Annotated in this window: 10 protein-coding genes; 2 read left to right on the top strand and 8 right to left on the bottom strand. The window is 72.9% G+C overall.

Going from position 1 to position 14,462, the window contains the following annotated elements; translation table 11 throughout:
* The first annotated feature begins 266 nt into the window (after positions 1-266).
* Positions 267-1,118, top strand: a complete 852-nt coding sequence (locus tag AC0699_RS03670) for a hypothetical protein (protein WP_478655146.1) — start codon at positions 267-269, stop codon at positions 1,116-1,118.
* 148 nt (positions 1,119-1,266) lie between these two features.
* Here AC0699_RS03670 and AC0699_RS03665 read toward each other — a convergent pair whose 3' ends face one another.
* Entirely contained in the window at positions 1,267-3,294 is a 2,028-nt protein-coding gene (locus tag AC0699_RS03665) for a cell division protein PerM (protein ID WP_478655144.1), read from the bottom strand.
* A gap of 116 nt (positions 3,295-3,410) precedes the next feature.
* On the opposite strand from AC0699_RS03665, the gene AC0699_RS03660 reads away from it, so the two are divergent.
* Entirely contained in the window at positions 3,411-4,679 is a 1,269-nt protein-coding gene (locus AC0699_RS03660) for a sigma factor-like helix-turn-helix DNA-binding protein (protein WP_478655141.1), read from the top strand.
* A gap of 111 nt (positions 4,680-4,790) precedes the next feature.
* Here the strand turns inward: AC0699_RS03660 and sucD are convergent, their stop codons facing one another.
* The 7 genes from sucD to AC0699_RS03625 all read right to left on the bottom strand — a co-directional run bounded on the left by sucD (position 4,791) and on the right by AC0699_RS03625 (position 14,234).
* Entirely contained in the window at positions 4,791-5,675 is an 885-nt protein-coding gene (gene sucD, locus AC0699_RS03655; protein ID WP_453658426.1) for a succinate--CoA ligase subunit alpha, read from the bottom strand.
* Positions 5,676-5,696: 21 nt separating this feature from the next.
* The gene (gene sucC / locus AC0699_RS03650) at positions 5,697-6,872 is read right to left on the bottom strand and encodes an ADP-forming succinate--CoA ligase subunit beta (protein WP_478655139.1); all 1,176 of its coding nucleotides are present in this window, start codon (positions 6,870-6,872) and stop codon (positions 5,697-5,699) included.
* A 453-nt stretch (positions 6,873-7,325) separates the two neighbouring features.
* Positions 7,326-8,300, bottom strand: a complete 975-nt coding sequence (locus AC0699_RS03645; protein ID WP_478655137.1) for a hypothetical protein — start codon at positions 8,298-8,300, stop codon at positions 7,326-7,328.
* A gap of 150 nt (positions 8,301-8,450) precedes the next feature.
* Entirely contained in the window at positions 8,451-9,404 is a 954-nt protein-coding gene (locus tag AC0699_RS03640) for a hypothetical protein (protein ID WP_478655134.1), read from the bottom strand.
* A gap of 173 nt (positions 9,405-9,577) precedes the next feature.
* The gene (locus AC0699_RS03635) at positions 9,578-10,762 is read right to left on the bottom strand and encodes a VWA domain-containing protein (RefSeq protein WP_478655132.1); all 1,185 of its coding nucleotides are present in this window, start codon (positions 10,760-10,762) and stop codon (positions 9,578-9,580) included.
* Positions 10,759-13,125 carry a DUF5682 family protein gene (locus AC0699_RS03630; protein ID WP_478655130.1) on the bottom strand — a complete coding sequence of 789 codons (2,367 nt, stop codon included), beginning with the start codon at positions 13,123-13,125 and terminating at the stop codon, positions 10,759-10,761. Before AC0699_RS03630 ends, AC0699_RS03635 begins: the two co-directional genes overlap by 4 nt.
* Positions 13,122-14,234: an ATP-binding protein gene (locus tag AC0699_RS03625; protein ID WP_478655127.1), complete on the bottom strand. Its 1,113-nt coding sequence runs from the start codon at positions 14,232-14,234 to the stop codon at positions 13,122-13,124. The genes AC0699_RS03630 and AC0699_RS03625 overlap by 4 nt, the downstream gene beginning before the upstream one ends.
* Positions 14,235-14,462 lie beyond the last annotated feature (228 nt).

Raw genomic sequence — 14,462 nt, 5'->3', positions numbered from 1 at the left:
TCTTTTCGCGTTGCGGTACGGCTTGCAGAAGGCCGTGCGGGTCGTGCGGTGTGCGGTTGGGCGGTTCTTGTGTCGATCTTTGTATGGTCGTACGAACGAAACGAGCCCGGCGATAGGGGAACTCTACGAAGCCGTCGACCGTCAGCAACGATACCGGCACACCGAGCGGCCCCCACGGGACGGGGGCTGGGCCGGGAGGTAGCGTCTGGGGGCAGGGCCCGTCCCCAGACGGAGTACCCGGGTACAGAGGGGAAGACGTTCACCACATGCCGGACCGACGCCGCCGCACGGCACTCCGCCTCCCGCTCTCCACCGAGCGGGGCTCCCTGCTGCTGCGGGAACGCCAGTCGCCGGAGTCCACGGAGCCCCGGGAGACCGGGGACCCCAGTACACCCAGGGAGCCCAGGGAGCCGAGGGACGAGAGCAATCCGTTCGCGCCGCCGCCCGAGGGCTCCCCGGACCGGCCGTGGCAGCCACGGCACGGCTCCGGGAGCGACTCCGGCGACGAGGGCGGTCGGCGGGACGACGAGCGTTCGTCCTGGGGCAGCCAGTGGAGCAGCCGCCAGCCGGGCCGCTCCCCCGGCGGCTTCGGCAGCCGGCCGGGCGGCCAGAGTGCCCAGAGTGGCCAGAGCGGCGGCAGTGGCGGCGGGGGCAGTCAGGACAGCGGCCCGGAAGGCGGTGGCCAGGGCAGCGGACTCCGCTGGGACCCGACGGACCCCGCCCAGCGCCGTGCCCGCTACGCACTGCTCGGCGGTATGTGGGCCTTCTTCTTCGCGCTCTTCGACCTCCCGGAGATCGCCCTGCTCCTCGGTGCCCTCGCGCTCTACTGGGGTACGAGCTCGCTTCGCGCCAAGCCCCGCCGCGCTTCCCCCGACCCCACTGTGGCCGCCTCCGCCACGCCGCCGCAGCCTGCGGGCAAGCCCCAGGTGACGGCGGCGGTGAGCGGCCTGCTGCTGGCGGGGATCGCACTCGCGATCGTGGCGATGACGTTCACGGTGCAGCTGGTGTACCGCGACTTCTACACGTGCGTGGACGACTCCCTGACGAAGGCGGGCCAGCTCTCCTGCAACGAGCTCCTGCCGGACCCGCTGCGCGGGGTCATCGGCGTCAAGGAGTAGCGGCGCGGCGGAGTAACGGAGCCCGGCGGAGTAACGGAGCGCGACGGAGCAGCGGCACCAACGAGCAGCGGCACCACGCCTCCGGCGGTGGGGTGGATCCGGGTGAGCGCCCGCATCGCGATCGCCGCCTCGTCACCCAGGTGCGGCGCTACGCCTCCGGCGGCGTGACGCTCGACGGCGTGACGCTCGGTGGTTGCGCGTCGGGGACCTCCGGCGCGGGACGCGGATGAACGGCCGCATCACCCGAGTGGCTCAGGCCGTGAACCTCCCCCGACGGGGATGGTTCACGCACGGGAGTGACCTCGCCCCGGTGGGCTGCCTCGCCCGTACGGGCGGGCTCGAACCGTGCGCCCGGCGCGGGGGCCGGAGCGAACCCGGAGCTGCCCGGCCGCGCGTCCGGCTGCCCGTCCGACTGCTGCCCGTCCGACCGCGGGACCGGCGCGGGCGGAGGCTGCGGCGCCGAAGCCCGCGGCCGTGACTGGCCGGCGGCGTCGGACGCCGACGAGTTCGGCCGGTCCTCGCCGGGAGAGGTGCCCGACGCGGACGCAGCGCCGCCCGTGCCCGGCGTGGGAACGCCCGTCGGCCCATCGCCGTCGCCGTCGCGGTCCGCAGCCGTGGCCGCAGCCGCAGCCGCAACGGCTTCGCCCGCCGCCCCCAGCGACTCGTCCGAGGCGGCCGGACCTTCCGCAGGAGCGGCCGGGTCGTCCCCTGCACCGCCCTGCGCGGCATCGGGCGCGAGGGGCGGGGGCTCGGAATCAGCCGCACCCGGCGCGTGCGACCCGGGCGGCGGGGAGGGCTCAGTGGCCGCGGCAGCCGAAGGGGCGGCATGGGCCGCAGCGGCCTCGGAAGCCGGGAACGGGAACGCCGCCATCAGACCGCCCGAGGCCTGTTTGATGGCCGCCCAGCGCCGGGCCCGCGCGTCGCGGTCGGCATTGCGGCGGCACCATGCGTGGACGGCGAGCGCGCCGGGCACGCCGACGGCACCGGTCCACAGGAGAGCGGCCGGGCCCGTGAGCCACCACACCGGACCGAAGGACGCCAGGTGGCCCGTACCCAGGGGGCCGCCCGCAACGGCCGACAGGAAGGACGTGAGGGCTCCGCACACCGCCGCCCCCAGCAACGCCGTGAGCGCGGTCTCGCGGCGGCTCCAGGACGCCGCCTTGTCCGACCCGCGCACGGTGAACCACGCGACCACGGCGCCCGCCGCGACCGGCACCACCGCGGCCGCCCAGTTCAGCTGTGACCCGGGCCCCTCGGCGGGGACCGCGGTGAGCAGCGGGAACTGGGGCAGCGCGGGGTTCCCCGCCACCGCGAGAGGCGTCGCCGTGGCGCCCGTACCGAGCGCGAAGCCCGGGCCGAGCCCGTACGCCGCCGCCCACACCGCCGCGTTCGGCACCAGTGCCAGAGCGAGCAGCAGCACCGCGAACCGCCCCGGCCAGTCGCTCGCGAGCAGCAGGAACGACTTCTGCACCGCCGCCGCATGCCATACCAGCGACGCCGCGACGAGCAGCGCCCCGCCGCCGAGCAGCACCGCCACCGCCGCTCCCGCCGCCCGGAACGCGACGGGGACCCTGGAGCGGGCGAGGGCGATGCGAACGCGCTCGGGAATCCAGTCCGGCAGCGGCCCGAGCGGCAGGCCGTTCGCCGCCCACACCCCCGTCGCCGCCGACAGCGCCACCACCACGGGCAGATGCAGCGCCGCGCTGAGCGGCTCCGCGGCGAGGTCCCCACCCAGGGAGTAGAGCACCGCCGCAGCCGCGACCAGCAGATATCCACAGGTCACTCCGCATACGGCCATGCCACCCGACGGCTGGCGCCACCCCTCCCCCTCCTCGAGGGAGTCACGCGCGGCCCGGTGCACCAGCCACACGGGCAGCGCCACCAGCAGCATCGGCACGAGCCCGACGGGCGCGGGCGTCCCGGAGAGTGTGTCGGCTCTGATCAGCTCGGTCCCGTGCGCGAGCAGCCACAGCCCGGCGGCCACGTGCAGCGCCCCGCGCGGGCCGCTGTCCGGGTAAGGCGAGCTGATCCACATCACCATCACGAGCACGGCGAGCGCGCCGAGCCCCAGCCCCGCGGCGAGCACCCCGCGCAGAAGCGACGTCACGAGCGCTGCGGCCGGTCTGCCGCCCTGCACGGGCACGAACGACGGGCTGTGATCGGTCGTCTGGGTCACGCGGCCATGCTGCCAACGACACGCGCTTTATCCGGGTAACAGGCGAATGGCCGTTGTGTCGCCCAATATACGTTTATGTACTTTTTGGCCTGGTGCAGCTTCACGGGGAGCCCCTCATGAGGGAGCGCCCTGCGGAAGGCGCGGAGACGACCGCGCCGGCGCTGCCTTCCCCCAAGGAGCGACGCAGGCTGCGCGAGGCGAAGTCAATGAGCGAGGAGCAGCTCGCGGAAGCCGTCGGCGTCACCAAGGCGACGGTCAAGTCCTGGGAGGCCGGCCGCACCAGCCCACGCGGGCGCAAGCGCGAGGCGTACGCGAAGCTCCTCGCCACGTGCGAGGCGGAGGTCTCGGCCGGGAAGGCCAGGCAGGCCGGGGAAGCCGGGGAGGCCAGGCAGGCCACGCAGGCGAGGGAAGCCAGGCAGGCGGAAGAGTTGAAGACGCACGAGGGCGGGGCACTCTCCGCCCCTCCCACCCGTCCCGCTCCTCCCGCCCCGAGCAGGCATCGGACACCCCCCGTGCCCCAGCCGCCGCCTCCCGCGCGCGAGCCGGACCTCACCCCGGAGGAGGCCTTCGACGCCCTCTACGCCCGCACCGCCCCCGCTCTCGTACGCCAGGCCTGTCTGCTCACCGGACGGCGCGGGCTCGCCCTGGAATCCGTGGAGCATGCCTTCCATCTCGCCTGGGAGCGCTGGCCCGAGGTCGCCGTCGACCGGGACCCCGCGAGCTGGGTGCGGGCGGCGGCGTACGAGTACGCCTTGTCGCCCTGGCACCGGCTGCGCCGCAGCCACCGGCACCCGGATCCGGACCCGGTTCCGGACCCGACCCTTCCGGCCCTGCTGTGCACAGCTCAGGACCCGTGCCGACTCGCCCTGCGCAAGACGCTGCTCGAGCTGCCCCCGACGTACCGCCGCGCCCTGCTGCTGTACGACGGACTCGGCCTCGACCTGCCCGAGACCGCGGCCGAGACCGAGGCGAGCACTCCGGCCGCCGGGAACCGCGTCCTGCACGCCCGCGCCGTCGTCGCCGAGCGGCTGCCGGAACTGGCGGATCCACAGGTGCTGCACGAACAGCTCGGCGGCCTGGTCGACGACGTGTCCACGCCGAAGGTCCCCACCGCCCGTGCCGTACGAATCGCCGGCGAGCGCAGGACCCAGCTGCGGACCCGTGCGGTGTTCGGCCTCACCGCGCTGATCCTCGCTGCGGCGGCGTTCACCGCGGCCACCTCGGAGGGCCACTACGAGCCACCGCAGGCGCCCGGCGAGGCGGTCGGCGGCGTACCGCCGCGCGGCGGACCCCAGTCGTACACGAAGGCGGAAGTGAAGCTCCGCAACATGCTCCAGTCGCATCCGCACGCCGGCCCGCAACGGCTCATTCCACGCGTCGGCTGACCCCCCGTTCCGGTTCGGGCTGAACATGCGCGAGGGCCCGCACCCCGGTCTCCCGGGGGCGGGCCCTCGTGCTTGCGGCTGAGCCGGTCAGGCTCGGCCGACGAGGCTGTGTCAGCCGGCGAGAATCGCGCGCGCCAGCTTCGCCGTCTCGGTCGGCGTCTTGCCGACCTTCACACCGGCGGCCTCGAGGGCCTCCTTCTTGGCCTGTGCGGTACCGGAAGAACCGGAGACGATCGCGCCCGCGTGACCCATGGTCTTGCCCTCGGGCGCGGTGAAGCCCGCGACGTAACCGACGACCGGCTTGGTGACGTTCGCCTTGATGAAGTCGGCGGCACGCTCCTCGGCGTCGCCGCCGATCTCGCCGATCATCACGATCAGGTCGGTGTCCGGGTCGGCCTCGAAGGCGGCCAGGGCGTCGATGTGGGTGGTGCCGATGATCGGGTCACCACCGATGCCGACGCAGGAGCTGAAGCCGAGGTCACGGAGCTCGTACATCATCTGGTAGGTCAGCGTGCCGGACTTGGACACGAGACCGATGCGGCCGGGCTTGGTGATGTCGGCCGGGATGATGCCGGCGTTCGACTGACCGGGGGTGATCAGACCCGGGCAGTTCGGGCCGATGATCCGGGTCTTGTTGCCCTTGGCACCCGCGTACGCCCAGAACTGCGCGGTGTCGTGGACCGCGACGCCCTCGGTGATGACGACCGCGAGGCCGATCTCGGCGTCGATCGCCTCGATGACCGCGTCCTTGGTGAACTTCTCCGGGACGAAGATGACCGTGACGTCCGCGCCGGTCTTCTCGATGGCGTCCTTGACCGACCCGAAGACGGGGATCTCGGTGCCGTCGAAGTCGACCGTCGTGCCCGCCTTGCGCGGGTTGACGCCACCGACGATGTTCGTGCCGGAAGCGAGCATGCGCTTGGTGTGCTTCTGGCCCTCGGAGCCGGTCATGCCCTGGACGATGACCTTGGATTCCTTGGTGAGGAAGATAGCCATGGTGTTGGTGTCCCTCGTCCCTTACTTCGCAGCCAGCTCGGCGGCCTTGTCGGCCGCGCCGTCCATGGTGTCCACGCGCTGCACGAGCGGGTGGTTGCGGTCGTCGAGGATCTGACGACCCAGCTCCGCGTTGTTGCCGTCGAGGCGCACGACCAGCGGCTTCGTCACGGCCTCGCCCTTGGACTCGAGGAGCTCCAGGGCCTGCACGATGCCGTTGGCGACCGCGTCGCACGCGGTGATGCCGCCGAAGACGTTGACGAACACGGACTTGACGTCCGGGTCGCCGAGGATGATCTCGAGGCCGTTCGCCATGACCTCGGCGGAGGCGCCGCCACCGATGTCGAGGAAGTTGGCGGGCTTCACGTTCGCGTGCTTCTCACCGGCGTACGCGACGACGTCGAGGGTCGACATGACCAGACCCGCGCCGTTGCCGATGATGCCGACCTCGCCGTCGAGCTTGACGTAGTTGAGGCCCTTGGCCTTGGCAGCGGCCTCGAGCGGGTTGGCCGATGCCTTGTCCTCGAGCTCGGCGTGCGAGGGCTGGCGGAACTCGGCGTTGGCGTCCAGCGACACCTTGCCGTCCAGGGCCAGGACCCGGCCGTCGGCGACCTTGGCGAGCGGGTTGACCTCGACGAGGAGCGCGTCCTCGGCGATGAAGGTCTTCCACAGGGTCTGGAGGATCTCGGCGATCTGCTCGGCGACCTCGGCCGGGAACTTCGCGGCCTCGACGATCTCGCGGGCCTTGTTGGCGCTGACACCCTCGTTGGCGTCGACCGGGATCTTGGCGAGCTTCTCGGGGGTCGTCGCGGCGACCTCCTCGATGTCCATGCCGCCCGCGACCGAGGCCATGGCCAGGAAGGTGCGGTTGGTGCGGTCGAGGAGGTACGAGACGTAGTACTCGTCGGCGATCTCGGGAGCCGTCTCGGCGATCATCACCTTGTGGACCGTGTGGCCCTTGATGTCCATACCGAGGATGTCCGTCGCACGCGCGACGGCCTCGTCCGGCGTGGCGGCCAGCTTGACGCCACCGGCCTTGCCGCGGCCGCCGACCTTCACCTGCGCCTTGACGACCGAACGGCCGCCCAGTCGCTCGGTCGCCTCGCGCGCCGCCTCAGGCGTGTCGATGACTTCACCGGCCAGCACCGGTACACCGTGCTTGGCGAAGAGGTCCCTCGCCTGGTACTCGAACAGGTCCACGCGCGTCCGTCCCTTTTCAGTGATTCGCGGTTCGTTGTCTGCGTGGGCGTGCCGCGAAGGGCAACGTGACTGCGCTGTCACTAGGAAGGCGTACACGGTGACCGGGCACGCGGCATGTCCGTCTCGCAGGTTATCCCCGAGGGACGTGGGGGCCTAAATCGCAGATCACACCGGAGCGGTGATACCTGTCACAGATCGCGCGCGTGGCGGAACTCTGCGGTTACGGGACGGACACGGGGAGGGCCACGGACGGACACCCGGCAGGTTCCGGGAAGACCACGGACGGACACCCGGCAGGTTCCGGGAAGACCACGGACGGACACCCGGCAGGTTCCCGGGAGGCCACGGACGGACACCAGCCGGGCACCCGGGTACGGGGACGGGCGGCCCCCACCCCAATGGGAACCGCCCGTCGCTGTCCGTGACCCGCCGGTCACCTGATGCCCGGCGTCGTCAGATGCCCTGGGTCAGGTTGTGGCCCAGGCTGTCGACGTAGCTCGGGGTGACCGCGGTGGCCGCGCCCTGCAGGCCGTAGACGGCGTTGCCGGCGACCGGGGTTGCGCCGACCGTGCCGGTCAGGTCCTGGGCGAACGGCTGGACCTCGGAGACGACCCCGCCGGCGAACGGCTGCACGTCTCCGGCCACGCCGTACGCGAGAGTGCCCGCGCTGCCGCCGACGCCGTACGCGACCGGCTCGACCTGGTCGACGACGGTCTCGACCAGCGGCCGGACCGAGCCGACGACACCGCCCGCGAAGGGCTGGACCTCGCCGACCACGCCGCCCGCGAACGGCTGGACCTCGCTCACGACACCGCCCGCGAAGGGGGTCACGTCAGCGACGACGCCCGTGGCGAGGCCGCCGACGTCACCGACCGCCTGACCGGCGACCGGGAGCACGCCGTCGATCGCACGGCCGGCGACCGGAGGCAGGACGTCCTGCGCCGTCTCGTCGGCGATCGGGGTCGCGGCGGTGACCGCGCCCTGGGCGTAGCCCTGAGCCGTGCCGGGTGCCTGGTCGACCAGCTCGGGTGCGAAGGCGGAGAGCGGGCCGAAGAGGTAGTCGACCTCGCCCTGGGCGTCGGACAGCTCGCCCTCGACGTACTGGCGGGCCTGGTCCGCGGCGGACGCGACCGGGGCCTGGACGGACGAGACCGGGGCCTGGGTGACGGCCTGCGCGTCCTGTGCGGCGCCGTTGGCCTCGGCGACCGCGGCACCGGCGGTGGCCTGCACCTTGCCGGTGGCGGCGCCGACGGCCGGAGCCTCGTCGGTGATGCCGGTGACCGTGTCCTCGGCGGTGTCGACCGCCAGGTCCGCGGTGGAGAGGGAGAGCGAGGGGAGCTCGTCCGCGCTGGCGGCCGCGGTGCCGATGGCCCACATTCCGGCTGCGCCGGCCGCGACGGCTATGGAGCGGCGGATGTTCTTGTTCATGTTCGGGAGATTCCTTCGAATTCGAGGGTTCCGGATGCCGGTTGCGTCGGTTGCGTCGGCGTCAGCTCAGCTGGACGTCGGCATCCGGGCCGGCGGGCAGACCTGCTCCGCCCCCGCGCGGCAGGTCCTGAGGCGGGGGAACGGCCTGCCCTATCCGGGGAATTCGAGAATGTCGCGATGCCGGTCGCGGACGCCGGCACCGGTCAGCGACTGCCGGGAACCGGGCTCGAGCCCGAACGCCACGGCGTTCGAGAACCACGCCGCGTGATGGTCGCCGGGGCGCGGTGTGTGGCCGTCACCGGCGGACTGAACGACGGCACTGCCGCCCGGTGCGGCCGGCAAACGGCCGGGGAGGCCCGGGAACCGCCCGTCACGCGTTCCGTCGCCGAGCAGGGGGACGGCACGGGTGTCCGCCGAGCCCTGCCCGTACGCGTACGCGGTCGCGTACCGAAGCTCTCGGGAGGGCGTCGCAGCAGCCTTGCCGCCCTTCGTACGGGCACGGCCGGCGGACTCTCCGAAGCGTGGCTCGTCGCGGTGGCCGGTGACGGGAGCGGTGTCCTGCGGCCGGTCCTGCCCGGGCACGGGCAGGCCGTCGCCGGGCCATACCGGTGCGGGCAACGGCCGCGCGGGCACGTCCTCCACGACTGAGCCGACCACTTCGCCGACGGGCTCCGCCACACCGTGAACGACCTGCCCCACGGCCCCTGCGACGGCCTCCACGAAAGGCCTGGCCACGTGCTCAACGGCCGGCTCGACAACGCGCTCCACCGCCTGCCCGGCCGTCTGCTCGACGGCCGGCTTCGTGACGCGCGCCGCAACAGGATCCGTGACGGGTTCCGTGACGGGGTCCGTGACGGGCTTGAGGGCCCGCTCGGCGTCCTCGGTTTGCTCGGCGTGTTCGGCATGCTCGGCGCCCTGGCTGAGCAGCTCGGCCGCAGCCTCGGTCACCGGCTCCGCGACGTCACGGAGCTGACCGGCCGGACCGGCGGCAGGGGCGACTTGCTCCAGCGAGGAGCCCACGCCCGGCTGCTCCGCCGCGTGCGCCTGACCGCCGAGAACGAACCCCAGCACCAGCAGCCCGCCCACGAACAGCAACACACGCACCGCGTGCACCGCATGCCGCCCGGCCGCACGGCGCACAAGGCGCTCGGCGGCACGAGGCTGAGCAGCGATGACAGTCAAAATGGGGCGAGCCCCTCCCAGTCGCGGAACATGGCCCTCCACGGGCAACGGGGACGATGCTTGCACGAGCCTCCCGGGGTCACGCAAGTCCCTTGTTACTGATGAGTCGCCATGTCCGGTATGGGCAGTGGCCTTTTCTCGATCGCCGCGGCCATCACTTCCGGGAACAGGTCGGGCGTGCAGGCGAACGCCGGCGCACCCAGTGCCGCCAGGGCCGCCGCGTGCTCGCGGTCGTACGCAGGTGCTCCCTCGTCGGAGAGCGCGAGCAGAGCGACGAACTGAACTCCCGACGCCTTCATCGCCGCGACCCGCTTCAACATCTCGTCCCGTATGCCGCCTTCGTACAGATCGCTGATGAGCACGACGACGGTGTCGGCGGGCCGGGTGATCTGCGACTGGCAGTAGGCGAGCGCCCTGTTGATGTCCGTACCGCCGCCGAGCTGAGTGCCGAACAGGACGTCCACCGGGTCGTCCAGCTGGTCCGTCAGATCGACGACCGCCGTGTCGAAGACGACGAGCCGCGTCGCGATCGACCGCATCGAGGCGAGCACCGCTCCGAACACCGAGGCGTAGACGACGGATGCCGCCATCGACCCGGACTGGTCGATGCAGAGGACGACGTCCTTCTTCACTGCCTGGGACGCGCGGCCGTAGCCGATCAGCCGCTCGGGCACGACGGTGTTGAACTCGGGGAGGTAGTTCTTCAGGTTCGCCCGGATCGTGCGGTCCCAGTCGATGTCCCGGTGGCGTGGGCGGTTGATGCGCGCGCTGCGGTCGAGCGCGCCGGTGAGGGTCGCGCGGGTGCGGGTGGCCAGCCGCTTCTCGAGGTCGTCGACGACCTTGCGGACGACCGCGCGGGCGGTTTCCTTCGTAGTCTCGGGCATCGCCTTGCTGAGGGAGAGCAGCGTCCCGACGAGGTGGACGTCCGCCTCGACGGCCTCCAGCATCTCCGGCTCCAGCAGCAGCGTGCGGAGGCCGAGCCGGTCGATCGCGTCTCGCTGCATGACCTGGACGACGGAGCTCGGGAAGTACGTACGGATGTCGCCCAGCCAGCGCGCCACATTGGGCGCCGACCCCTCCAGGCCGGCCGATCGCTTTCCGCTCCCGCGCTCCTGACCGCTCCCCGGGCCGTAGAGCGCGCCCAGGGCTCCGTCCATCGCGGCGTCCGTCCCGGTCAGGGTGCAGCCGGTACCCTCGGCCGCGCCCCCGCCGAGGACCAGCCGCCAGCGCCGCAGCCGCTCGTCGGATGCCATGTCCACCACGGTCTCCGGCGTTGTCATACGTGCTCCCCCTCCAGGATCAGCCGCAGTACGGGCAGCACCGCGTCCGCCCGCTCCTCGTCGAGCCCGGCCCCGAATCCGGGCGCGCCCCCTTCGCCGCGCACCGGTCCGCCGGCGGCCGGGCCGCGCCGCACCAGCTCGCCCAGGGTGCGGCGTACGCCCGGCTCGTACACCGAGAACGTGCGCCGCAGCAGCGGCAGTACGTCGGTGAACGCGTCCGCCGGGACCGATGCCAGCCAGGCGTCGACGAGTCCGAGGAGCCGCTCGTCGTGGACCAGGAGCATCCCGCCTCCCGACGCCCCTCCGACGAAGCCCTCGATCCAGGCCGCGGCGTCGGCGGGCGGGGTGCCCGGCGAGAGCGCCAGGCTCATCAGCCGCGCGGCCTCGTCCTCGGCAAGCCGCCCGTCGTCCAGCAGCAGCCGGGCCGCGCGCCCTCGGATCACCCCGGGCACGGCGTCCCGCACCGCGAGCTTGCGCAGGACGCCCGACCAGCGGCCGCTGAGCTCCTCGGACTTCGGCAGCAGTGCGATCGCCGTGTGGACGCCGTCGAGATGGCCGCGCATTTCGGCGGAGCCGTCCGCGTCGAGCCCGGTGCAGGCGGGCGGCAGTCCGACGCAGATGCGCTCGGCGAGACCGGCCGCGACCTCGCCGAGGGCCGCGGTGTCCGTCGCCCGCACGTCCCCGTAGCGCAGGGAGCGGGCGAGCGCGGGCAGGGCCTGGGCGAGGTGGCCGACGTCCGCGTCCAGGGCTGCCCGGTCGGCCAGGGCCTTCATCACGACCGGGAGCGCGTCGGGCAGTTCGGCCAGGAGACACCGCTCCGCCAGCGACGTGACGTCGGCCAGCGCGGTCGCCGACGCGGCCTGCCCCTCGGCCTTGGCGGTCGCGGCGAAGAGCACCGTGGTGCCCCAGACGCCCGCCTCGGCGACCTTGACGTACAGCTCGGGGTCCCAGCGCAGCCGCCACGTCTCCCGGAACGTGCCGGTCGATCCGCGCCCCGCCGTCGGTGTGCCCCAGTCGACGCCCAGGAGCCGCAGCCGGTGCAGCAGCCGGCTTCGCTCCGCGTCGGTCTCCTTGCGCAGGTCGAGCTCCAACTCCCGCTCCAGCAGCTCCGGTTTGAGCCGCAGGGTGCGATGGAGGCGGGTCAGGTCGCGCTGCAGCGGTACGGCCGGGGCCGTGTCCGGCACCTCACCGAGCACATCCCCGGTGATCAGCGCGTCCTGGATCAGCCCGAGCGGCACATCGGAGCCGTCGCACATCACGGCCCGGATCGCGTCGGTCGTCTCGCTCAGTCCCGCGAGCGGGCGGGCGCGCATCGCGGCGAGCGTCTCCGCGAGCCGGACGGCCTCGATGACATGGGCCGAGGAGACCATCCGGTCCTGGTCCCTGAGCAGTCCGGCGACCTTGGTCAGCCAGCGCTCGACGGGGCGGTCGGGGGCGCTGAACAGATGCGCGTACCAGCCTGGCGAGTCGATTCCCGCGCCGTATCCGCTGTGCCGGGCGAGCCTTCGGTGCGTCCAGGGCACCCAGGTCATCTCGGTCCTGACCTTGGGCAGGCCCTTCAGCAGCGCGCGGTCCGCGGTGGCCGTCGACTTCCCGGTCAGCGCGGGGACGTGCCAGGCGCCGCAGACGACGGCGAGCTCGTCCCCGAACTCCTTGCGTGCCGCGCGCAGCTGGATCCGCATATGGGCCTCGCGGACGAGGTCGCGGGTGTGGCCGCCGTGTCCGTACGTCTCGCGGAGCGCGGCCATGGCCTCGCCGAGCACGGCGAACGGCGCGAGCGGGTCGGCCGGGCCCGCGCCGCCCGCCGAGGATGCCGTGCCGCGGTGCTCGATCACGTCCTCCCACCAGCGCTCGGGGTCGTCGTATCCGGCGGCCTCGGCAAGCACTGCGACCGGGTCGATCCGCAGGGTCGCCTCGCCGCCGGTGACTTCGTCCCCATCGCCCCAGGTGGGATCGGTGGCGGCCGCCAGGGAGTGTGCGGCGGGCAGGTCGATGAAGCGCACAGGCACCTCGTGCGCCAGCGCCCAGCGGATCGCGACCCACTCCGGGGAGAACTCGGCGAGTGGCCAGAACGCGGCCCGGCCCGGGTCGTCCACGGCGTGGGCGAGCAGCGCGACCGGCGGGGCCATGCCCTCGTCGGCAGCGAGCGGCAGCAGGGCGTCCCCCTCGGGCGGCCCCTCGATCAGCAGCGCCCTGGGCTCCACCGACTCCAGCGCGGCCCGCACCGCCCTCGCGGACCCGGGCCCGTGATGCCGCACCCCGAGCACGAGCGGACCGTCACCGGGCCATGTCCTCTCCGTGCCTGCGGCTGTGACATGCGCCGGGACCTCGGGCCGTACGGGCGTCGCCGTCCGTGAGGTCATGCGCTCACCTCGCGGCAGGCGCGGTAGAAGTCCTTCCAGCCGTCCCGCTCGCGAACGACCGTCTCCAGGTACTCCTGCCAGATGACGCGGTCCGCCGCCGGGTCACGGACAACCGCTCCGAGGATGCCGGCCGCCACGTCGCCCGGCCTCAGTACTCCGTCGCCGAAGTGCGCCGCGAGCGCCAGCCCGTTGGTGACGACGGAGATCGCTTCGGCCGTGGAGAGCGTCCCCGAAGGGGACTTGAGCTTCGTGCGCCCGTCCGCGGTGACGCCGTCGCGCAGCTCGCGGAAGACCGTGACGACGCGGCGGATCTCGTCGGCGCCCTCGGGCGCGGCGGGCAGTTCGAGCGAGCGCCCTATCTGGTCGACGCGCCGGGAGACGATGTCGACCTCCGCCTCCGGGGTCGCGGGCAGCGGCAGGACCACGGTGTTGAACCGGCGGCGCAGCGCGCTCGACAGGTCGTTGACCCCGCGGTCGCGGTCATTGGCGGTGGCGATGAGGTTGAAGCCGCGGACGGCCTGCACTTCCTGGCCCAGCTCCGGGATGGGCAGGGTCTTCTCCGACAGGATCGTGATGAGCGTGTCCTGCACGTCCGCCGGGATGCGGGTGAGCTCCTCGACCCGCGCGGTCATGCCGTCCGACATCGCGCGCATGACGGGGCTGGGCACCAGCGCGTCACGGCTGGGGCCGTGGGCGAGCAGCTGGGCGTAGTTCCACCCGTACCGGATGGCTTCCTCGGGTGTGCCCGCCGTCCCCTGCACGAGCAGCGTGGAGTCTCCGCTGACGGCCGCGGCGAGATGCTCGGAGACCCAGGTCTTGGCGGTGCCGGGAACGCCGAGGAGGAGCAGCGCTCGATCGGTGGCGAGCGTCGTGACGGCGACCTCGACGATCCGGCGCGGTCCCACGTACTTGGGCGTGATCACGGTCCCGTCGGGCAGCGTGCCGCCGAGCAGATAGGTGGCCACGGCCCACGGCGACAGCTGCCAGCGGGCCGGCCGCGGCCGGTCGTCGGACGCCGCCAGTGCCTTGAGTTCGTCGGCGAAGGCGTCCTCGGCATGGGGCCGCAGGGCCTCGGTGCCGGTGGCTGCGCTGGTTTCGGGCACGGTCATGGATCCCCCTCCAGATCGATCGACCGGATGTGGGTTCCACCGTGCACCATGCCACTGACAATCGGTCGTTTCCCCAGGCCGAAGCCGTGATCCGGGGCTGAAGCAGGCGGCGCTGGAGCCGAGTTGCCGGTGATCGCGGACATCGCGGTGCGGCTCGGCGGCCGCGACACCCGCCCCGGACTCCTCGGTCCGAAGATTCCGCAGGTCAGAGCTGATTGTCAGTGGGGA

It is taken from the genome of Streptomyces sp. NPDC043870, assembly GCF_056435785.1.
This window is presented reverse-complemented; position numbering and strand designations above follow the sequence as displayed.